Origin of the sequence: Paeniglutamicibacter sulfureus, assembly GCF_039535115.1 — a bacterium.
GTDB lineage: Bacteria > Actinomycetota > Actinomycetes > Actinomycetales > Micrococcaceae > Paeniglutamicibacter > Paeniglutamicibacter sulfureus.
In genome coordinates this window covers 228,897-249,191 of record NZ_BAAAWO010000001.1, presented here as the reverse complement: position 1 = coordinate 249,191, position 20,295 = coordinate 228,897, and the positions used below count along the sequence as shown (strand labels likewise).

Annotated in this window: 19 protein-coding genes; 8 read left to right on the top strand and 11 right to left on the bottom strand. The window is 68.2% G+C overall.

Annotated elements, in window-relative coordinates:
- Nucleotides 1-15: 15 nt before the first annotated feature.
- The 6 genes from ABD687_RS01040 (at nucleotide 16) to ABD687_RS01015 (ending at nucleotide 6,684) form a co-directional block, all read left to right on the top strand.
- Complete coding sequence (locus ABD687_RS01040) at nucleotides 16-633, top strand: DUF3000 domain-containing protein (protein WP_310287987.1); 618 nt, start codon at nucleotides 16-18, stop codon at nucleotides 631-633.
- 63 nt (nucleotides 634-696) lie between these two features.
- Nucleotides 697-2,013 carry an HRDC domain-containing protein gene (locus ABD687_RS01035; RefSeq protein ID WP_310287989.1) on the top strand — a complete coding sequence of 439 codons (1,317 nt, stop codon included), beginning with the start codon at nucleotides 697-699 and terminating at the stop codon, nucleotides 2,011-2,013.
- A gap of 145 nt (nucleotides 2,014-2,158) precedes the next feature.
- Nucleotides 2,159-3,397: a thiolase family protein gene (locus ABD687_RS01030; RefSeq protein ID WP_310287991.1), complete on the top strand. Its 1,239-nt coding sequence runs from the start codon at nucleotides 2,159-2,161 to the stop codon at nucleotides 3,395-3,397.
- Between the two features lie 4 nt (nucleotides 3,398-3,401).
- Nucleotides 3,402-5,534: a 3-hydroxyacyl-CoA dehydrogenase NAD-binding domain-containing protein gene (locus ABD687_RS01025; protein ID WP_310287993.1), complete on the top strand. Its 2,133-nt coding sequence runs from the start codon at nucleotides 3,402-3,404 to the stop codon at nucleotides 5,532-5,534.
- Between the two features lie 163 nt (nucleotides 5,535-5,697).
- The gene (locus ABD687_RS01020; protein ID WP_310287995.1) at nucleotides 5,698-6,108 is read left to right on the top strand and encodes a QcrA and Rieske domain-containing protein; all 411 of its coding nucleotides are present in this window, start codon (nucleotides 5,698-5,700) and stop codon (nucleotides 6,106-6,108) included.
- Between the two features lie 93 nt (nucleotides 6,109-6,201).
- Nucleotides 6,202-6,684 carry a Rieske (2Fe-2S) protein gene (locus tag ABD687_RS01015; protein WP_310287998.1) on the top strand — a complete coding sequence of 161 codons (483 nt, stop codon included), beginning with the start codon at nucleotides 6,202-6,204 and terminating at the stop codon, nucleotides 6,682-6,684.
- A gap of 42 nt (nucleotides 6,685-6,726) precedes the next feature.
- Here the strand turns inward: ABD687_RS01015 and ABD687_RS01010 are convergent, their stop codons facing one another.
- From ABD687_RS01010 to ABD687_RS00985, 6 genes are all read right to left on the bottom strand, one after another.
- On the bottom strand, nucleotides 6,727-7,383 hold the full coding sequence (locus ABD687_RS01010; RefSeq protein ID WP_310288000.1) for a hypothetical protein: 657 nt from the start codon (nucleotides 7,381-7,383) through the stop codon (nucleotides 6,727-6,729).
- Between the two features lie 98 nt (nucleotides 7,384-7,481).
- A complete protein-coding gene (locus ABD687_RS01005; RefSeq protein WP_310288002.1) occupies nucleotides 7,482-8,885 on the bottom strand; it encodes an ABC transporter ATP-binding protein in 1,404 nt (467 codons plus the stop codon).
- Nucleotides 8,882-9,640, bottom strand: coding sequence for a CbiQ family ECF transporter T component (locus tag ABD687_RS01000; RefSeq protein ID WP_310288005.1), 759 nt, complete (start codon nucleotides 9,638-9,640; stop codon nucleotides 8,882-8,884). Before ABD687_RS01000 ends, ABD687_RS01005 begins: the two co-directional genes overlap by 4 nt.
- 10 nt (nucleotides 9,641-9,650) lie before the next feature.
- On the bottom strand, nucleotides 9,651-10,457 hold the full coding sequence (locus tag ABD687_RS00995) for an ECF transporter S component (protein WP_310288006.1): 807 nt from the start codon (nucleotides 10,455-10,457) through the stop codon (nucleotides 9,651-9,653).
- A gap of 101 nt (nucleotides 10,458-10,558) precedes the next feature.
- Complete coding sequence (locus ABD687_RS00990) at nucleotides 10,559-11,653, bottom strand: nucleoside hydrolase (protein WP_310288009.1); 1,095 nt, start codon at nucleotides 11,651-11,653, stop codon at nucleotides 10,559-10,561.
- Between the two features lie 3 nt (nucleotides 11,654-11,656).
- On the bottom strand, nucleotides 11,657-12,631 hold the full coding sequence (locus ABD687_RS00985) for an aldo/keto reductase (protein WP_310293343.1): 975 nt from the start codon (nucleotides 12,629-12,631) through the stop codon (nucleotides 11,657-11,659).
- Between the two features lie 192 nt (nucleotides 12,632-12,823).
- Here ABD687_RS00985 and argG point away from each other — a divergent pair, with 192 nt between their 5' ends.
- Nucleotides 12,824-14,251 (top strand): argininosuccinate synthase, encoded by a 1,428-nt coding sequence (gene argG, locus ABD687_RS00980; protein WP_264270665.1) that lies wholly within the window; start codon nucleotides 12,824-12,826, stop codon nucleotides 14,249-14,251.
- Between the two features lie 87 nt (nucleotides 14,252-14,338).
- On the opposite strand, the gene ABD687_RS00975 is transcribed toward argG, so the two are convergent.
- The gene (locus tag ABD687_RS00975) at nucleotides 14,339-14,578 is read right to left on the bottom strand and encodes a DinB family protein (RefSeq protein ID WP_310288012.1); all 240 of its coding nucleotides are present in this window, start codon (nucleotides 14,576-14,578) and stop codon (nucleotides 14,339-14,341) included.
- A gap of 125 nt (nucleotides 14,579-14,703) precedes the next feature.
- Between ABD687_RS00975 and ABD687_RS00970 the strand changes: the two genes are divergently transcribed.
- Nucleotides 14,704-15,360, top strand: a complete 657-nt coding sequence (locus ABD687_RS00970; protein ID WP_310288015.1) for a maleylpyruvate isomerase family mycothiol-dependent enzyme — start codon at nucleotides 14,704-14,706, stop codon at nucleotides 15,358-15,360.
- An 82-nt stretch (nucleotides 15,361-15,442) separates the two neighbouring features.
- Here ABD687_RS00970 and ABD687_RS00965 read toward each other — a convergent pair whose 3' ends face one another.
- The 4 genes from ABD687_RS00965 to dxs form a co-directional block, all read right to left on the bottom strand.
- Nucleotides 15,443-16,654 carry an IS30 family transposase gene (locus tag ABD687_RS00965; protein WP_425566783.1) on the bottom strand — a complete coding sequence of 404 codons (1,212 nt, stop codon included), beginning with the start codon at nucleotides 16,652-16,654 and terminating at the stop codon, nucleotides 15,443-15,445.
- A 488-nt stretch (nucleotides 16,655-17,142) separates the two neighbouring features.
- Nucleotides 17,143-17,715 (bottom strand): hypothetical protein, encoded by a 573-nt coding sequence (locus ABD687_RS00960; RefSeq protein ID WP_310288018.1) that lies wholly within the window; start codon nucleotides 17,713-17,715, stop codon nucleotides 17,143-17,145.
- A gap of 13 nt (nucleotides 17,716-17,728) precedes the next feature.
- On the bottom strand, nucleotides 17,729-18,328 hold the full coding sequence (locus ABD687_RS00955) for a DUF402 domain-containing protein (RefSeq protein ID WP_310288023.1): 600 nt from the start codon (nucleotides 18,326-18,328) through the stop codon (nucleotides 17,729-17,731).
- A complete protein-coding gene (gene dxs / locus ABD687_RS00950) occupies nucleotides 18,325-20,292 on the bottom strand; it encodes a 1-deoxy-D-xylulose-5-phosphate synthase (protein WP_310288026.1) in 1,968 nt (655 codons plus the stop codon). Before dxs ends, ABD687_RS00955 begins: the two co-directional genes overlap by 4 nt.
- Between the last annotated feature and the right edge of the window lie 3 nt (nucleotides 20,293-20,295).

The window sequence follows — 20,295 nt, the reverse complement described above, 5'->3', positions numbered from 1 at the left end:
CTTTAGAGTGGCCATGTGAGTTCAAACGGACCAGTCCAAGCAGTGCCGCCGGCCTTCCTCGAAGCCCTGGCCGCAGTTCGCCGTGCCAGCTGCCGGCGCGAGATCCACCTCCAGGAAATTCCCGCACCGGCCCGCCTGGCGCCCTACGCCCTGGCCTTGTCCGCCGATGTCCTCGAACGCGTCCCGCGCAGGACGGACCAGTCGGCACCGGCGGTGCACGCCGAGGAACTGGCCACCGGGCGCTTCGTGCTCTTGCACGATCCGGCCGGTTCCGCCCTCTGGGACGGCACCTTCCGCATCGTGACCTACATCAGGGCCCGCATGGATTCGGAAATGGGCAACGACGCCATGCTGGGCTCGGTGGCCTGGACCTGGCTGCTGGATGCACTGAACGAATCCGGCGCCGACTACCGACAGGCCGGCGGCACCGCGACCCGCGTGCTGTCGGAGAGTTACGGCACCCTGGAGGACCGCAGCGAGACCATCGACATCGAACTGCGCGCTTCCTGGACCCCCGGCGACCACCACATCTCCACCCACCTTGAGGCCTGGGCCGACATGGTCTGCACCTTTGCCGGCCTGCCCCCGCTGCCCAGCGGAGTCACGGCACTTCCGCACCGCAGGCTCTCCTAGATTCATCCGCCCGCGGCCCGTCAAACCCGGTCCCGGCGCAATCGGTACTAGAATCGATAGACCATGACCAGCACCCCCCATGCCTCGAACCCCAGCCACAGCACCGTGAAGGACGATCCGTCCGCCCCGGCGCACGCCCCGGAAACCGACGAAGCGCCGCAGGAGGTTCTGCCCGAACCCGTCTTGCTGGACACCCCGCGCGACGGGGTTCCCGAGGTCGTCACCACGGACCCCGGCCTGCGCCGTGCCGCGCGCGCCATTGCCGCAGGCACCGGCCCGGTCTCCGTTGACGCCGAGCGGGCCTCCGGCTTCCGCTACGGCCAGCGCGCCTTCCTGGTCCAGCTGCGCCGCGAGGGTTCGGGCAGCTGGCTGATCGACCCGGTGCCCTTCGAAAACCTGGACCCGATCCAGGAGGCCATCGGCGACGAGACCTGGATCCTGCATGCAGCCTCGCAGGACCTGCCCTGCCTGCGCGAGCTGGGCATGGACCCGGCACGGCTCTTTGACACCGAACTTGCAGCCCGCATCGCGGGGTTGCCGCGCGTGGGATTGGGCCCCGCGGTGGAATCCCTGCTGGGGCTGCGGCTGGCCAAGGAACACTCGGCCGCCGATTGGTCGACCCGCCCGCTGCCTGAACCGTGGCTGCGCTATGCCGCCCTCGACGTCGAGGTCCTTGACCGGTTGCGCGAGGAATTGATCAAGATCCTTCAGGCCGACGGCAAGCTGGGGTTCGCCGAGGAGGAGTTCGAGGCGGTGCGCAAGGCCCCCCCGGCACCACCCCGCGTGGACCCGTGGCGCCGCACCTCCGGCCTGCACCAGATCCGCGACCGCCGGACCCTGGCCGCGGTGCGCGCCCTGTGGGAGACCCGCGAGTCCCTGGCCCAGACCCGCGACGTGGCCCCGGGCCGGCTGATCCCGGATTCCGCGCTGGTCGCCGCCGCCAAGGCCATGCCCAAGAGCGTTCCCGCGCTGCTGAAGACCCCCGGCTTCCACGGCCGCTCGGCCGCCAAGGACGCCCCCAAGTGGCTGCGCGCCCTGCAGGACGCGGCCGCGACCAGCGACCTGCCACCCAACCAGGTGCCGTCGAACTCGCCCCCGCCGCCCAAGGTCTGGGCCGACAAGGACCCGGTGGCTGCCGCGCGGCTGCAGACGGCCCGCGCGCGGGTGGCCCGCACCGCCGAGGCCATGAACATTCCCACCGAGAACCTGCTCACCCCCGACACGCTGCGCCGGCTGTGCTGGAGCCCGCCGGCGGAGATCGATCCGGACACCGTGTCGGCGACGCTGCGGGGCCTGGGCGCCCGCGAGTGGCAGATCGAGCTGGTGGGCCCGGTGCTCACCGTGGCGCTGCTGGACCCGGACGAGTTGGCCAAGCGCTGATGAAGGGCCGGGCAGGTTTTTTCCGGGATCGGGAATTACCTGCCCGGCCTTTTCTTGCCCTCGTGCACCCGGCTTGCACTCTAAGTTACTCACCAGTAGCGTATGGGGTGGATCACATCCCCATCATCCATCTCAAGGAGTACCGGTGAGCCCCCAGCCAGTGAACACGCGCAACGCGCGTCAGGTCCGCGACGTGGTCTTTGTCGACGGCGTCCGCACCCCCTTCGGCAAGGCCGGAGACAAGGGAATCTACCACGGCACCCGCGCCGACGACCTCGTCGTCAAGTGCATCCGCGAGCTGGTGCGCCGCAACCCCTCACTGCCACCCGAGCGCATCGACGAGGTGGCAATCGCCGCCACCACGCAGAGAGGTGACCAGGGCCTGACCATCGGGCGCACCGCCGCGCTGCTGGCCGGCCTGCCCCGCTCGGTGCCCGGTTTCGCCATCGACCGCATGTGCGCCGGGGCCATGACCGCGGTGACATCCACCGCCGGTTCCATCGCTTTCGGGGCCTACGACGTCGTCATCGCCGGCGGCGTCGAACACATGGGCAACCACCCCATGGGCGCCGGGGCCGACCCGAACCCCCGCTTCCTGGCCGAACGCATCGTTGACCCGGCGGCCCTGAACATGGGCAACACCGCCGAGAACCTGCACGACCGCTTCCCCGCCATCACCAAGGATCGCGCCGATGCCTACGCGGTGGCCTCCCAGCAAAAACTCGCCACGGCCTACGCGGCCGGGGACATCCAGCCGGATCTGGTCCCGGTCGCGGCGCGCCGCCCCGGTGAGGGCTTCAAGCTGCACACGTCCGACGAGCCGCCCCGCCCGGGCACCACGCTCGAGTCGCTGGCGGAGCTGCGCACCCCCTTCCGCGCCCACGGCCGGGTCACCGCCGGCAACGCCGCAGGCCTGAACGACGGGGCCACCGCCGCGGTGCTGGCCAGCGCCGAGGCCGCGGCGGAACTGGGCCTGGACGTCAAGATGCGCTTGGTTGCCTACGCCTTTGCCGGTGTCGAACCCTCGGTCATGGGCATCGGCCCGGTCCCGGCCACCGAGAAGGCCCTGGCCCAGGCAGGCCTTTCCATCGACGACATCGGGCTGTTCGAGATCAACGAGGCCTTCGCGGTCCAGGTTCTTTCGTTCCTTGACCACTACGGCATCGAGGACACCGACCCCCGGGTGAACCGCTACGGCGGCGCCATCGCCGTGGGCCACCCGCTGGCCTCCTCGGGCGTGCGCTTGATGACCCAGCTGGCCCGCCAATTCAGGCAGGATCCCACGGTGCGCTACGGCCTGACCACCATGTGCATCGGGTTGGGCATGGGCGGCACAGTGATCTGGGAAAACCCGCACCACGCAGACTACGGAAAGGACGCCTAAGGCCATGAGCCAGAGCACCATTGAAAATTTCGCTTCCCTTGCCTCGCTGGTCCCCCACGAGATCATCACCCACTCGCTCGTGGAGGACGTCCAGCTGCCCGGCGGCCACAGGATGGCGCTGGTGACCCTTGACAACGGTTTCGACCACACCAAGCCCACCACCCTGGGACCCAACACCCTGCTGGAACTGCACGCCACGCTCACCGAGCAAAAGCGCCGCGCCGCCGCCGGGGAGATCCAGGCCCTGGCCATCACCGGAAAGCCGCACTTCCTGGTCGCCGGCGCCGACCTCTCCGGGGTCAAGAACCTCACCGAGCCGGTGCACGGGCGCGCCATGGCGGAACTGGGCCACGCAGCCTACGACCTGCTCGCGGACCTGGGGGTACCGACGTTCGCGTTCATCAACGGCGTGGCACTGGGCGGCGGACTGGAAATCGCGCTGGCCTGCACCTACCGCACCGTCTCCACCGGAGCCAACGGCATCGGGCTGCCCGAGGCCTTCATCGGGCTGGTCCCGGGCTGGGGCGGGGTCTACCGGCTCCCGCGGCTCACCGGGCCCGAGGCCGCCATGACGGTCATGATCGAAAACCCGCTGAACAACAACCGCTCGCTGGACGGGATCGCGGCCGCGAAGCTCGGCATTGCCGACGCCTTGTTCGAGCCTGCCGATTTCCTGGAGCAATCCCTGCTCTGGGCCGAGGGCGTGCTCGGCGGCGGGACCACGGTGCAGCGCCCGAACGCGGTTGAACCGAACGGCAACCCGGCCATTGCCGCACGCTGGGCCGCCGCCGCGGCCAAGGCCCGGGCTTTCGTGGAGGCCAAGACCTCCAACGCGGCCCCGGCGCCGGCCAAGGTGCTCGAGGTCTTCGAGGCCGGTGCCTCCATCACCCAGAAGGAATCTGCAGCACTGGAAATCGCGGCACTGACCGAACTGATGCAGACCAACGCCTTCCACAACACCGTGTACGCATTCCTTGACCTGGTCCAGAAGCGTTCCAAGCGCCCCGCCGGCGCCCCGGACGCCAAGCTGGCGCGGCCCGTCACCAAGGTCGGGGTGGTCGGTGCCGGGCTCATGGCCGGGCAGCTGGCCCTGCTCTTCGCCAAGAACCTCAAGGTGCCGGTGGTCATCACCGACATCGACCAAGCACGAGTGGACAAGGGCCTGGCCCACATCCACGGTGAGGTCGACAAACAGCTGGCCAAGGGCAGGATCTCAGGCGATGCCGCCAACCGCACCAAGGCGCTGGTCACCGGTGCGGTGTCCAAGGAGGCCTTCGCGGATGCCGATTTCGTGATCGAGGCGGTCTTTGAGGAACTGGCCGTCAAGAAACAGGTATTTGCCGAGGTCGAGGCCGTGGTCTCGCCCGAATGCATCCTGGCCACCAACACCTCCTCGCTCTCGGTGACCGAGATGGGCCGGGACCTGGCCCACCCCGAGCGCCTGGTCGGCTTCCACTTCTTCAACCCCGTCGCGCTGATGCCGCTGCTGGAGATCGTGCGGGCCGAGCAGACGGGCGAGGCTGCCCTGGCCACCGCCTTCGCCACTGGCAAGGCACTGCGCAAGACCAGCGTGCTGGTCAAGGACGAGGCCGCCTTCGTGGTGAACCGCATCCTGTTGCGCCTGATGGGCGAGATCGCCCAGGCCTTTGACGACGGGACCGATGCGGCCACCGCCGATGGCGCACTGCATCCGATGGGCCTGCCGATGACCCCGTTCACGCTGCTGGCCATGGTCGGGATCCCGGTGGCGCACCACGTCTCCGAATCACTGCACGCGGCCTTCGGCGAGCGCTTCCACGTCTCCAAAAACCAGCAGGTGCTCATCTCCCACGGCATCACCTCGCTCTGGACACCCACGGCGGACGGCGGAGCGGAAATCCCGGAGTCCACGCTTCGGTTGCTGGAGTTCGGCAACAGCCCGAGCACTGAAGCGGAACTGCTGGTGCGCACGCAGGACGCACTGGCCCGGGAAATCGGGCTGATGCTCGACGAGGGCGTGGTCGCGGGACCCGAGGACATCGACCTGTGCATGGTCATGGGAGCCGGCTGGCCCATGCACCTGGGAGGCATCACCCCGTACCTCGACCAGGTGGGCGCCTCCGAGCGGGTCAACGGCCGGAAGTTCCACCAGGACTGAGGTTTGGCTCAGAAGTCAGCGTGACGCGGGCGGGGCAACGGATCGAGCCGTTGCCCCGCCCGCGGCGTCCCCGGTGGCCGGGGCCAAAAAATTCCTGCTCCCTTCCATCGACCTTGGCGCGATTGTGCGCGACACTTTGCTTATGAAAGAAAAGATCACGCTTGTGCCCACCCGCAGAAGTGTCATTGGCGCCGCGCTGGTTTCCGGCGCCGCGGTGACCTTGGTGTCGTGCGGGTCCGGCGATAAGGCCCAGGATCTCCCGGAAGCCACCGGCACCGGTACAGACGCCATCGATGTCTCCCGTCTGCCGGTGGACGGTACCGCCTCGGTCACCGTCAACGGAAGCGGATACCTGCTCTACCGACCCGACGAGGCAACCGTCCTCGCGTACACCTCCGTGTGCACGCACCAGGGATGCAAGGTCGGCAGCGGCAGCGGCGAAACCTTTGAGTGCCCGTGCCACGGCTCCAAGTTCTCCAAAGCCGATGGCTCGGTCGCCCAGGGCCCCGCCGACGCTTCGCTGAAGCGCTTTCCGGCTGCGATCGAGGGTGACAAGGTCAAGATCTTCCTCTGATCCGGGAGCCTGCCGGGCCCCGGCAGGGGTTGTAAGTGACATCGCACCGCCACTTCGATCCTGCCTGCGCACGTGCATGAAATGATGGGAATCATGACTTCGCTTTCTTCCCCCATCACGCGTCGCGCCTTTGGTGGCACCACCGTGGCAGCCGGTGCCACCCTGGCCCTTGCCGCCTGCGGCGACGGTTCCTCGGCGGCACCCAACAACGTGCCCTCCGCCCCTCCGGAGCCCGTCGGCACCGGCACCGTGGTGGCGACCACCGCCGAATTGGCCGTGGGTACGCGCCTGTCGGTTGAAGCGGTCCTCACCCAGGGCGAGGCAGCGGGTAGGCAGGCAGGTTTCCTGCTGTTCCGCCCGAACCAAAAATCCGTTCTCGCCTACTCGGCAATCTGCACCCACCAGGGATGTGCCGTCGGCGCGAAGTCGCCCAATGACGACGAGGCGTTCTACTGCGCCTGCCACGGCTCGTTCTTCCAGCCCGAGGACGGCAAGGCCGTCGCCGGTCCTGCCCGCGGCGCGCTGGAGCGCTTTGCCGCGGAAATCAAGGGCGATGACGTCCTCATCTACGTCTAGGGTGCCCCTTGGTTGGGCCTTTCGGCGGCCGGGCACCCGAGACTAGGCATCGAAGCCGTGGGTCATGAACCCGACGGTTCCCTCATCGAGCCCGGACAGCGAGAGCCAGCCGGCCTCGCTGGGTGCCCCGGGCACGCCGAAGGCCGTGGTGTTTGTTCCCCATCGGGTGCACACCAGCTCGTTCGCATCGTTGACCCAGTGGGTGGCAACCAACAGCCCGTCGGCCCAGGCCTCGAAACGCCGGGCCGAAAGAATGCCGCCCAACGGGATGGGGAGTTCTTCGGGCGGGCCCACCTGCTGGATCCGCGCATTGGGTTCCGCGCGCCGAGGGACGAGGGGGTCGTGTATCTCCTGGCCGGACTCGTTCAGGCGCACATATTCCACCGGGTTCCCGGGATCCCGGATGGCCCGCTGCAACATCAGGATGTCTGCAAAGCTCGGCATGGATTCCACGGGCGGATCCTGCGTCTCCCGGCGCATGATCCGGGCCTGGTCCATGGTTAGGTCCCGGAACCAGCTCAGCTCCCAGGCATCGGAGCCCGGGTCAAGCCGCACGCGCGACTCTGCCCGATAGGGTTGGTCGCCCTCCTCCACCAGGACGCGGGTCAGCAACACGTTGGATTCAAGGTTCCGGTAGAGCACCCCGATCCGCTGCTGGTCGCGGACCAGCACATCCCACCGCTCAAAATCCTCTGGCATGCTTCTCCCATGGCTCGTTGGCCCCCAAGAAATCCCACACTACCGGCCCCGGCAGTCCCAACGGAGCCGATGGGTGATTCCGGGACCCACTTTCCGTTCTATGCCCTGGCGGCCCGGGCAGGTTCCATTCTGTGGACGCGGTGCGCGGTGGCAGCCATGAACGCCTCGTCATGGGTGGAGAAGAGCACGGCGCCGCCGCGGTCCAGCACCTTCCCGATCGCACCCCGCAGCCGCGCCACCCCTTCCGCGTCCAGCGCCTCGGTCGGCTCATCGAGCAACAGCACGCTCGGATCGCGCACCAGCACGGTGGCCAGGGCCACGAGGCGCCGGGCGGAGGCGGGCAACTCGTAGGGGTGGGTTTCCGCCTCGGCGGCCAGCCCCAGGGTGGCCAGCACCTCCGGGACCCGCGCCGCCTGAGGACCGCGTTTGGGCAGGCCGAAGGCGACCTCGCGGCGGACCGTCCGTTCGAAGAGCTGGTCGGAGGGATTCTGCATTAAGAGCCCGATGGACCCGCCGGGGCGCGCATGGTCAACGACCCGTCCGGCGCCGGGGCGCAGCAACCCGGCCGCTGCCTTGAGCACCGTGGTCTTGCCCGCTCCGTTCGGCCCGGCCAGCGCGACGCATTCACCGGCCCTCACCTGCAGGTCCAGTCCCGCCACCACGGGGTCGGCGGATCCCGCATAGCCGAGCTCCGTGCCGGCGAACTCGAGCAGTAAGGCCGCGCCAGCGCGCGGATTCCGGTGAGCCGGTGGTGGTGCCGGCACGCTGCCGGCCACATCGGCGCCCTCGGCCGAGCTGGTGCTGCCGGCGCGCAGCGACAGCACCCGGTCTGCACCGGCCGCCAACCCATCGAGGCTGCGGGTGAGCAGCACCAGCGCTGTCCCCTCGGAGCGCAGGTGATCCAGCAGGGCCGAGACCTGGGCCGCCGCGGAGGCATCCAGGCCGGCCAGCGGTTCGTCCAGTACCAGCACCGGCGCGGCGCCCAGAGCGAGAGCGGCCAGCGCCACGAGGCGTTCCTGCCCGCCGGAGAGCTTCCCCGAATCACGGGTCAGCAGGGAGCCGATTCCAAGTTTCCGGGCCAGCGCGGCGATGCCCAGGCGCATGTCGGCGCGCGGCACCCCGGCGTTCTCGAGTCCCAGGGCCAGTTCCTCCTCCACGGTTTCGCGTACCCCGGAGAGGTAGTGCCGGGCATCCTGGGGCAGCATTCCGACGTGGCGGGCCCACCCCACCGGATCGATGCGCGGGTCGGCGCCGGCACCGTGGCGGATCTCCCGCCCGGCGAGGGTGATGCACCCGTCCAGGTCGTCGCCGTCGTGGCGGGGCAACATCCCCGCAAGCACCGCACCAAGCGTTGACTTGCCGGAGCCCGAGTCCCCCACGATTGCCGTCAGCGATCCCGGTGCCAGGGACAGGCAAATGCCGGCAAGCGTGTCGTGCTCGGCCCCGGAGTAGCGGAAGCGTTCCAAGTCCAGCTCGAGCACTGCGTTGCGCGTCGTGCTCATGCGGCGGCCATCCATTCCGGGGCCAGGACCGCCAGCGGGCCGATGACGATGCAGGCAAGCGCTGCCCGGCGCAGTCGGCGCTGGGCGGCCGAGTCGGGCACCGAACGCAGGCGGGTGTGCGGCCCCGCAGCCGGGAAGCCGCGCGCGGCCAGGTGGGCGGAACGGTCGGCTGCGTCCTGCAGGGCGAAAAGCACCAACGGCACCGAGCACAGGCGGATCCGGCGCCACCAGCCAGCCGGCCCGGCACCGGCGGCCGCCCCGCGCAGCGCCTGCGCTTCACCGATGGCGCGCTGCCGTTCGGCCAGGCGGGGCAGCAGGGAAAGCGTGGCGGCCACCAGGTAGCCCAGTTGCGGCGGGGCGCCGGAGAGATCGACGGCGGCGACGAGGTCGTGCCTGTCGATGAGCAGCGTGCACAGCAGCCCGGCGACCACCAGCACGGCGGTGCGCAGCCCCAGCTGCCCGGCGGTGGCCAGCCCCTCGGTGGTGATCCTTAGCGGGCCGGCAGCGGCCAGCACATGGCTGCCGGTACGGTCGACCAGACCGTGGATCAGCAGCTGGGAGCCCCAGGCCGGCAGCAGGATGGCGGCAGCGATCCCTGCCAACCTCCGCCCACGGCGCGCCCGCACCGCCAGCAGCACGCAGCCCAGCAGCACCGTGGCGCTGAGCCACCAGCGGCCGGCTGCCGTGGTGGTGGCCACGACTGCCGCTGCGAGGGCGAGCACGGTGAAGGGATGCAATGGTGCGGTGCGGGACACTGGCAGCTTCCTAGCGGGAGCCGCGGCGGCCGAGCACCCGATAGCGGCGCACGAACGCGAAGCCTGCACTCAGCCGCCCGGGCAGCGCATACACCAGCAGCGCGGCGAGCAGGAAGACAATGGCCTTGTCCCCGGGATCGGAGATCAGCGCCTGCTTGGTCACGGCGCCCAGCAGCGAGTCCCCCATCGAGCGGAATGCGGCGACCAGCGCGCCGGTGCCCACCCCGGAGGTCCCGCCGAAGACGAAGGCGGCGACGGGTGCGGAGAGAACGCCCACCAGGATCCCGGCCAAGAGCCCGGCCACCGGGGCCAGGTAGGGGCGGCGCAGCGCACCGAAGCGGGCGGCGGTGCCGGCCAGGAAGCCGACCAGCGCTGCACCGGCCGCGAAGGGCAGCACCGTCGGGTTGAACAACGACCAGATGAGAGTGCCGAGCACGCCGGTGGCTGCCCCGGCGCGGCGTCCGGCCAGGAAGCCGACCAGCACCGTGCCCAGCGAGTCCAGGTAGAGCGGGATCATCACGGACCCGACAAACTGGCCCAGCACGATGTTCAGCGCAAGTGCCACGGGGATCAGGGTGAGCGTGGAGACCGGCAGCTCGGGCAGCACGGCTGCGAGCAGCAGGAGCGCGGCTGCCAGGTAGGCCGCGAAGGTGGCCAGGGCAACCCCTTGGCCGAGGCCGTCGACGAGGCCGGTCGGCTGGGTCAGGACCAGGACGGTGTAGGTGCCGGCCAGCAGGAGCACTCCGGCGGCGGCAAGGATCCGGCCGCGCAGGGCGTGCCCTGCGGCTTTCTCGGGCAGGGTCAGGTTCGGTGACATGGTGGGGGCATTCCTCGGGTGCTGGGGGCGCAGCCGGTGAGGACCGGTGGCGCAGCTGGGCGGGAGCGGGGGCCTATGTCACCTCGGCCCGGTGAATGATTCTAGCCGATTTGGCCCGGGCCCGGTTCCCCTTGGGGAGCCCCGTCCAGCCGCCTGGCGAGGGCACCGAGGCGGGAAACGAGTTCGGCAAACCCCGCCGCCGGATCGTTCCAGGACACGACGCGGGCGTTGGCGGGCTTTCCCCAGAGCGCGCGGAAGTCAGCCACGGTGGTTCCCGTCAACAACGGGGATTCGGTTTCGACATCCACGGTGGCACCGGCGCTGCGGTACTCGAGCGTGCCGGCGGCGATGCCGGCGGCAAAGTAGTCGTGTACGTGGGCGATGTAGCCCTGGTCGTAGTGGCGGTGGAATTCGAAGTAGAAACGCAGCGCGTCGGAAAGATAGCGCACCAACGGGTTCGAGGCGGTGCTGCGCGTGCCTTCCGGGTCCCCGGCAAGCACATGCTCGGGTTCGGCGCAGCCCGCCGCGGCGGCCAGGTCGGTGAGCAGCCCGGGCTGCATCTCGAAGCGCTCGGTGGAATCCAGCGAGCACACGATCGGCAACTTCTGGACGTCGAGACCCGCCTGGGCGGCCGCGGTGTAGGCCGCGTAGACCTCGGCGGCGGCGTGCGGGTCCACGTGGGTGTTCCACTCCGCGGTCGGGGTGGTGTTCCCCTGGTGGTAAAAGGCCCCGCCCATGATCACCACCCGGCCCAACAACCAGGGAAGCCGTGGTTCCCGGCGCAGCGCGAGCGCGAAGTTGGTCAGCGGGGCGCTCAGCAGGGCAGTGAGTTCCCCGGGGTTGGCGCGGGCTGCCTCGATCCAGTGGTCGACAGCGTCTATTCCATGGCCGGCGGCGGGTCCGGGATCCGGCAGCGTCGCGTAGCCGACCCCTTGCGGGCCATGGGTTTCCGGGGTGGTGGTCAGCGGGACCTGCAGCGGGGCCCGCGCGCCGATGAGCACCGGCACCTGCGGCTGCCCGCATAACGCCAACAGCGCCCGGTTGTTGGCAGCGACCTGGTCGGCGTCGACGTTGCCGGGCGTGGCCGTGACCGCCACGATCTCCACGTGGTCGCAGGCGGCCAGGTAGGCCAGCGCAAGTGCGTCGTCGATTCCGGTGTCGTTGTCCAACAGGATCCGGATGCGGGGCGTGTCCATCGGCTAGAAGAGCGCGATCTTGGGCACGGCCGGGAAGATCGCGTCCAGCTCGGCAAGGTCCTCGGCGCCTGGCTTCCAACCGGCGGAGGCGGCGTTCTGCTTCACTTGTTCGGGGCGGGTGGCCCCGGCAATGACGCTGGCCACGGCGGGACGGGATGCCAGCCAGGAGAATGCGACCTCCAGTTCGCTCAGTCCGCGGGCGGCGGCGAACGCACCGAAGTCGCGCAGCTGGCCGAAGTCGGCGGTGTCCATCAGGTGCCGTCGGGCGTGGGTCAGCCTGGAGCCTTCCGGGGCGGAGCCGCCGGAGTACTTGCCGGTCAGCAGCCCGTTGGCCAGCGGGAAGTAGGGCAGCAGGCCCAGCGAGTACGCCTGCGCGGCCGGTGCCACCTCGAGCTCGGCACGCCGATCGAGCAGGTTGTAGTGGTTCTGCGTGGAGACGAAGCGTGCCCCGCCCGCGGCGCGTGCGGTGAACTCGGCCTCGGCGATCTGCCACCCGGCGCGGTTCGAGTGCCCGATGTAGCGCACCTTGCCGGCTGACACCAGGTCATCGAGCGCGGCAAGGGTCTCCCCAATGGGCGTGAGCTGGTCCGGGGTGTGGAATTGGTAGAGGTCGATGTAGTCCGTGCCGAGCCGCCGCAGCGATGCCTCGACTGCCCGCACGATGTAGCGCCGCGAGCCGCGGGCACCGAAGTCGTTGCCGTTGGCGCCGCCCATGTCCATGCCGAACTTGGTGCCGATGACCACCTCGTCGCGCCGCTGCCCCAGTGCCTTGCCGAGCATGGTCTCGGACAGCCCGGGCTCCCTGCCGTAGGTGTCCGCGACGTCAAAGAATGTGATTCCCGACTCAAGGGCGGCGTTGATGACGGCGTCGGTGCCGGCCTGTTCCTCGGTCGCGGTGCCTGCCCTGCCCAGGTTGTTGCACCCCAGCCCCACGGCCGAAACCACGAGTCCGGATGCTCCCAATCGACGGTATTCCATGGCGCCCATGCGCATTAGTCCTTTCACCGGTGGTCCCTTGGCCAATGCCCTGCGCGTGCGCGGAAGGCATGGAGGCGGCTTGCTGTGCCCGCCTAAGCATTCAAGCATGCACCATGCCGGGCGGCACAGTGTGTCGGGGCCGAGGCGGCGTGGGTTCACGGTAAACGCCCATGAACCCTTAAGATGGGGGTTATGTCTAAAGTCCTCACCTCCCTGCCCGTTGGCGAACGCGTAGGTATCGCGTTCTCCGGTGGCCTTGATACTTCCGTCGCCGTTGCCTGGATGCGTGAAAAGGGTGCCATCCCTTACACGTACACCGGAGACCTCGGCCAATACGATGAGCCGAACATCGACGCCGTTCCGGGCCGCGCCCTGGAATACGGTGCAGAGGCCGCCCGCCTGGTCGACTGCAAGCCCGCCTTGGTCGAAGAGGGCCTCGTTGCCCTGGCCTGCGGCGCCTTCCACATCCGCTCCGGCGGAAAGGCCTACTTCAACACCACCCCGCTGGGCCGTGCCGTCACCGGCACCCTGCTGGTGCGCGCCATGCGCGAAGACGGCGTTGACGTTTGGGGCGACGGCTCGACCTACAAGGGCAATGACATCGAGCGGTTCTACCGCTACGGCCTGCTCTCGAACCCGAAGCTGCGCATCTACAAGCCGTGGCTTGACCCGGCCTTCGTGCAGGAGCTCGGCGGCCGCTCGGAAATGAGCGAATGGCTCGTTGAGCGCGACTTCCCGTACCGCGACTCCGCCGAAAAGGCATACTCCACCGACGCCAACATCTGGGGCGCCACCCACGAGGCCAAGACCCTCGAACTGCTGAACACCTCGCTGGAATCGGTCCAGCCGATCATGGGCGTGCGCTACTGGGACGAATCGGTCGAGGTCAAGACCGAGGACGTCTCCGTGACCTTCGAGGCCGGCCGTCCGGTCGCCATCAACGGCGTCCGTTTCGAGAATGCCGTTGCGCTGGTCGACGAGGCCAACAAGATCGGTGGCCGCCACGGACTGGGCATGAGCGACCAGATCGAAAACCGCATCATCGAGGCGAAGTCCCGCGGCATCTACGAGGCCCCGGCCATGGCGCTGCTGCACATCACCTACGAGCGCCTGCTCAATGCGATCCACAACGAAGACACCGTGGCCAACTACCACGCAGAGGGCCGCCGCCTGGGCCGCCTGATGTACGAAGGCCGTTGGCTGGACCCGCAGGCACTGATGCTGCGCGAGTCCCTGCAGCGCTGGGTCGGATCCGCCGTCACCGGCACCGTCACCGTGCGCCTGCGCCGCGGCGACGACTACACGGTGCTGGACACCACGGGACCGAACCTCAGCTACCACCCGGACAAGCTGTCCATGGAGCGCGTTGGCGACTCCGCGTTCGGCCCTCTGGACCGCATCGGCCAGCTGACCATGCGCAACCTGGACATCGCCGATTCCCGCTCGCGCCTGGAGCAGTACGCCAACCAGGGCCTGCTCGGCGAGAAGACCGTGAAGCTGGTCGGCAAGCTGGAAGCCGGCGGTGCATCGGCAATCGTTGACGCCGAGGCGGTCGACGCCGACGAATTGGCTTCCGACCGCGCCCTCGAGCGTGCCGCGTTTGATTCGGGCACCGACTAAATAGCAACACCGGCGTGCCCTTGAGGCCGCCGCATTTGGGGCGGGGCGCCCCTTGCCAGGAAACCGGTGAGGGCGCCCCGCCCTTTTTCATGACCTGGAATCGATGGCATCGAGGTCGCGCACCGCAAAGCGGTGGTGGTCCCATTCCTCCTGCAGGATCGTGTGGAGGCAACTCAGAATCGTCTCCGGGTGTTGGGGATTCCAGGGGTTCTCGCGCAGCAAGGCCAATTGGCCGGGCGTGAGCACGGCGAGGAAGTCCCGCACCACGGCCACGCGCCCCGCCCTGGCCGCGAGCACCTCAGGACTCCCCCGTCTTCGAGCAGCCACGGCCCTTCGATTTCCATTCCCTGCACATTGGCCCCGCGCATCACGGCGCCCGGGTTCGCAGCACCGGTCCGTACCGGCTTGCTAGACTTCTCGACCACGCCACGTTGCCTACGTTCGGAGAAACCTTGTCGAAAAACATCCCACGCGCCCGGCTCTGGTCGTGGGCGCACGCCGAGCGCACCGCCCTGGCCCGCGACCTCGACGGGCTCGAGGACAAACAGTGGGCTACGACATCGTTGTGCGGGCGCTGGAGCGTGGAAGAGGTCGTGGCACACCTGAGTGCCGCGGCAAGTGTGGGCCCGGCTCGCTGGATGGCCAGCGTACTGGGCGCCAGGTTCAATTTCGACCTGCACAATGACAGGCGCCTGTCCGAGCACCGCGGGGCAACACCTGCCGAAACGTTGGCACGTTTTCGCGCGATCCTCACCAGCACCACCTCGACATTCGGTCCGGTCGAGGCGTGGTTGGGCGAAGTCCTCATCCACGGCCAGGACATCCGCGAGCCCTTGGGAATCGAACACGACGTCGATCCGGAGGCCGCCACCGCTCTCGCGGTTTTCCTGGCCCAACGGGATTTCACCGTTTCGAGCAAGACGAACATTGCCGGTTTGCGGCTCGAGGCGACCGACGGTCCTTTCGCCACGGGTGCGGGCCCACTGGCCAGGGGCACAACGATGGCGCTGGTGATGGCCATGGCCGGACGCGGAGCCTATTGCGGACAGCTGGACGGCGCGGGTGCCGAAGCGCTGCTGGCCCGGTGCACGGCGGCTGCGGGCAGCTGATCCCTGCCGGTGGACCTGACCCGGACAGCACAATGCCCGGCAGCGATTCTTGAATTCTAGGGATCGTTGCAACACCAGGTGGCTAGGCTGCCAACAGTAGTTCACGCAGGCGCTCGGTCGGGGTATCCCAGCCGAGCGTTTTGCGTGGACGTCCGTTGAGCAGGCGAGCGACCCGCTCGAGTTCCTCGGGACCATGGACGCCGAGGTCAGTTCCTTTAGGGAAGTATTGGCGCAGCAACCCGTTCGTGTTCTCGTTGGATCCGCGCTGCCAGGGGCTGGCTGGATCGCAGAAGTAGACATCCATGTCCGTGGCCATGGAGAAAGCCTTGTGCGTCGCCATCTCGGCGCCCTGGTCCCAGGTCAGGGACCCTCTCAGCAGCTCGGGCAGCCCACCCATGCTCTTGATCAGGCCGTCGCGAACGGTTGCGGCGGTGTGATCACCGTCGAGGTGAACGAGCATGACAAAACGGGTAGTTCGCTCGACCAGAGTCGCAATCGCGGACTGATTCAGCGTCCCCGTGATCAGGTCCCCTTCCCAGTGCCCTGGCACGGCACGGTCCTCAATTTCGGCGGGACGCTCGGAGATGTTGATCATCGGGTCCCGGAACCGGCTGGTGCGCTTCTCCGGATCGGTGCGTGGCTTGCGGCGAGTTCGGCCGGTCCTTAACGCTGTGGCCACCTCTCGCTTGAGACCGCCACGGGCCTGGAAGTAGAGAGCCTGATAGATCGTTTCAGCGCACACGTGAAACTCCAACCTGTCGGGGAGCATCTTCCTCAGCCTGTTACTGATTTGCTCCGGTGACCAGCCTAGAAGCAACTTGGCCCCCACGTATTTTCGTAAGGTTCCCTCGCAAGAGAGCTTGCTGGTCTTGGGTCGTGGTCGGCGTTTGGCCGCTGCACGGTGCGCAGCATAGGGCTGGTAGCCGTTGGGACCGGTGTTGCGGCGGATCTCCCGGCTCACCGTCGAGACCGGCCGTCCTAGCGCCCTGGCGATGGCACGCATCGAGGAGTCGACCGCGAGCAGGTCTCGGATCTGCTCGCGTTCGGAAAGGGAGAGGTAGCGGTCGCTGATTGGTTTCTCCAGCGCGGCAAGCCCTGGAAACGGAGCCATGAAGGACGAACCCTCGACTGGATTATAAGTAGTCACCCCTTGTTTGTAGTCGACAACCCGACCGTCCGGGTAATAGCGTCGGTCGCCGGTCTTGCGAATGCCGGCGTCCCATTCCTTTGACGTGGTTACGTGAACCCCAACGGACGTGGCAGCCTCCCGGCGAGATAGACCGGTGCCGCGCAGTCGCAGGAACTCTTCCCGTTTGCCGGCATGGGTCCCCTTCACGGCCGCTCCGGACTTGTATGCCCATTGGAAACAGGTGCCTGCGGGGATACCGACCTCGCGGGCGGCAACCGAAACGTTGCCAAGTCGCTCCAGCGCGGTGAAGAACTGGTCTTTCTGCTCCTGGGTGTATTTGGCCTTCTTCTTGCCGCGGGCGCCATGGACTGAGGATTTGATGCCTGGGGTGAGTTCGCGGGCCCACTGGTAGCACTTATTTGGATTGAACCCGAGCTCCGCGGCTGCAGCAGATACGTTCCGGGTCCGGTCCAAGACACTCAGGAATCGGTCGTGGTCCTCGGCCGAGTACTTCCGGGGCGTTGAAGGATTCTTATCGGTTGGTGATTTCTTCGTTAAAGACGACACGGTCGTTGCAACTCCCAAAGATCTGGGGTGTTGCAACGACCGCTAGAACTCGCCATTCCTCGTTGCCGGGCATTGTGTCCGGGTTGCTAGGCCAGGGTGAACGGAGCCTTGGCCGGCAGCGGGTAGGCCTGCCGGGGCTTCTCGACGTCCTCGAACGGCGCGGTCGCGATCGACAGCTTGGTGAAGTCCAGCTTGGCCTCGCGCAGGCAGGTCTTGATGGCAGCAACTGCCTTCTTCGGCTCCGGGGAGAGGATGCGGATGTTCAGCTTGTGCGGGGCGTAGTCGGAGGACTCCACGGTGCCCAGGCCGCGCCAGGCCAGGTGGCCGACGAGTGCTTCCTTCGCGGTGGTTTCCAGGTACTTGTCCCTGTCGGTGCCGGTGGCGGTCTTCAGCGCGTACTGCACGATGACCCACCCCTGGTCTTCCTCGGCCAGCGGCATGAAGCCGTCCTCCTGGCAGGCTTCGGTGAACGCCGCCAGCAGTCCCTCGGCCGTCGCCGCGGTGACGTCCTTGGCGGTCTCGGTCTTCGACTGGTGCCCCACGGTGCCGTGGTTCACGACGAACTGGCCGAGTTCTTCGCCCTCGTAGGTGGAGAACCAGGCCTCGCGGAAGTACAGGGTTCCGTCTTCGTCGCGGCGGTAGGTGCGGACTATTGACATGCGGTGGTGCTCCTTAGCGGGATGATGAGTCTGAAAATGCCGTACGGCCGCGTGCGAGCCAACCGGTCGCGGTGCCGTCAAAGGGGGCGTGTGCCCCGCCGAGCGAGGCGAGCAGGCGGCTGGCCTCGTCGCTGATGCACGACACCAGTTCCTGCGGGTAGCCCATGGATGCGCTGTGCTGGGCGAATTCGTCCTCGTCGTCGAGGAAGATGCCGCGTGAGCGCGAGTCTATGACGTCGAGGTCCATGTCCACGGAGTTGGCTTCCCATCCGCCGCGGGCCAGTTTGCGCCAACCGATCTGGGTCGACAGGTCGAGGTACACGCGGAAGTCCTCGGCGGGGTCGTCGTAGAACGTGCCCAGCCATTGCCCGGCACGGGGCACCAGGCAGACCGCATCGGTGTCGGCCCAGTGTCCGTGGCCGGGACGCGAGACCAGCGAGCCGGCGGGCTGGTAGATCCAGTGGCCGTGGTCGTCGGCGCCGAGGTAGCGCCCGGGCACCACCCAGTGCGGGTGCCCGTCGTATTTCCAGGCCCTGGCAACCACCAGGTCCCCGGGGCCGGCTCCGGCAGGGTCCCGCGGCAAGCCCGCGGGCACCGGTGCTGCTGCATTCACAGCTGGGGAATCTGTCCGGTGGGCATCTCTGCTCCGGGCAGCGGTCGGGCGAACGGGACCTTGGTGCCCAGCACCTGGGCCAAGGTGTCGTTGGCGATCCGGTCGGCGGTGAGTCCCACTCGTTCCAAGACTTCGTCGCGGGTGCCGTGGGCCAGGAACTCGGTGGGCAGGCCCACCTCGTTCAGTGCCGTGTCGACGCCCGCCGCACGCATTTCCTGACGGATACGCGAACCCACGCCGCCTGCGCGGACACCGTCCTCGACGCACACCACGATGCGGTGGCGGGCAGCCAGGCCGATGATGGAGCGCGGCACCGGAAGCACCCAGCGCGGGTCGACCACGGTGACCGTGATGCCCTGGGCGTTGAGCCGGGCGGCGACATCCAGGCAGAGTTCGCTCATGGCGCCGACCGAAACGACCAGCACGTCGCGTTCCTCGCCGCTTCCGAGCTTGGCGAGCACGTCCACGCCGTCGTGCAGGCGCTGGATGGCGACAATTTCCGGGCCGACGCTGCCCTTGGAGAATCGGACCACCGAGGGCGCGTCCTTGATGGCCACGGCCTCGCGCAGTTCCTCGCGCAGCCGCACCGCATCGCGCGGAGCTGCCAGGTGCAGGTTCGGCACGATCTGCATCAGCGCCATGTCCCACATGCCGTGGTGGCTGGGCCCGTCCGGCCCGGTGACCCCGGCGCGGTCCAGCACCACGGTGACGCCGGCCTTGTGCAGGGCCACGTCCATGAGCAGCTGGTCGAACGCCCGGTTCAGGAACGTAGCATAGACGCACACCACCGGGTGCAGCCCGCCGAAGGCCAGGCCCGCGGCGGAGGTCATCGCGTGTTGTTCGGCGATGCCCACGTCCAGCACCCGTTCGGGGTGGCGTTCGGACATGGTCTTCAGGCCCACCGGCTGCAGCATCGCGCCGGTGATGGCAACGATGTCGCTGCGTTCGTCGGCGATGTCGGCGATTTCCTCGCCGAAGACCGAAGTCCAGGACCGGGCAGAGGCCTTGGATACGGGTTCGCCGGTCTGCGGGTCGATGACGCCCACCGCGTGGAACTGGTCGGCCTCGTCGGCGCGGGCAGGTGCATAGCCGCGGCCCTTTTCCGTCAGCGCGTGCACCAGGACGGGTCCGCCGTAGTTGCGGGCCTGCTGCAGCGCCTGGTCGACGGCCGTCTGGTTGTGCCCGTCGATGGGGCCGATGTACTTCATGCCCAGGTCCTCGAACAGGCCCTGGGGTGCCCACCAGTCCTTGATGCCCTTCTTGGTGGCATGCAGGGACTTGTAGGTGAACTGGCCCACGGGACCTGAATCCTTCAGGCGGCTCTTGAGCCTGTCCATGGTGTTTTCGTAGGCCGGGTGCGTTCGGAACATGTCCAGGCGCTGGCGCAGGCCGGCCAACTGGTCGGCGAGTCCGCCAATGGTCGGGGCGTAGGAGCGGCCGTTGTCGTTGACCACGATGACCACGCGGCGGTCCTTGTCGGCAGCGATGTTGTTGACCGCTTCCCAGGCCATGCCGCCGGTCAGGGCGCCGTCGCCTACCAGGGCGACAACGTAGCGGTCGGCTTCCCCGGTGAGCTTGCGGGCCCGGGAGATCCCGTCGGCCCAGGACAGCGAGGAGGAGGCGTGGGAGGACTCTACGATGTCGTGCACCGATTCGGCGCGTTCGGGATACCCGGAGAGCCCGCCCTGTTGGCGCAGCGTGGAGAAGTCCTGGCGCCCGGTCAGCAGCTTGTGGACATAGGACTGGTGCCCGGTGTCAAAGATGATGGAGTCGGTGGGTGAATCGAAGGCCCGGTGGATGCCCAGGGTCAACTCGACCACACCGAGGTTGGGGCCCAGGTGTCCCCCTGTGCGGGCAACGTTCTTGATCAGGAATGACCGGATTTCCTTGGCCAGCTGGTGCATTTTAGCCGCGTCCAGGCCACGAAGGTCCCGCGGTTCCTTGATGGTCGGAAGCAGTGGCACGGA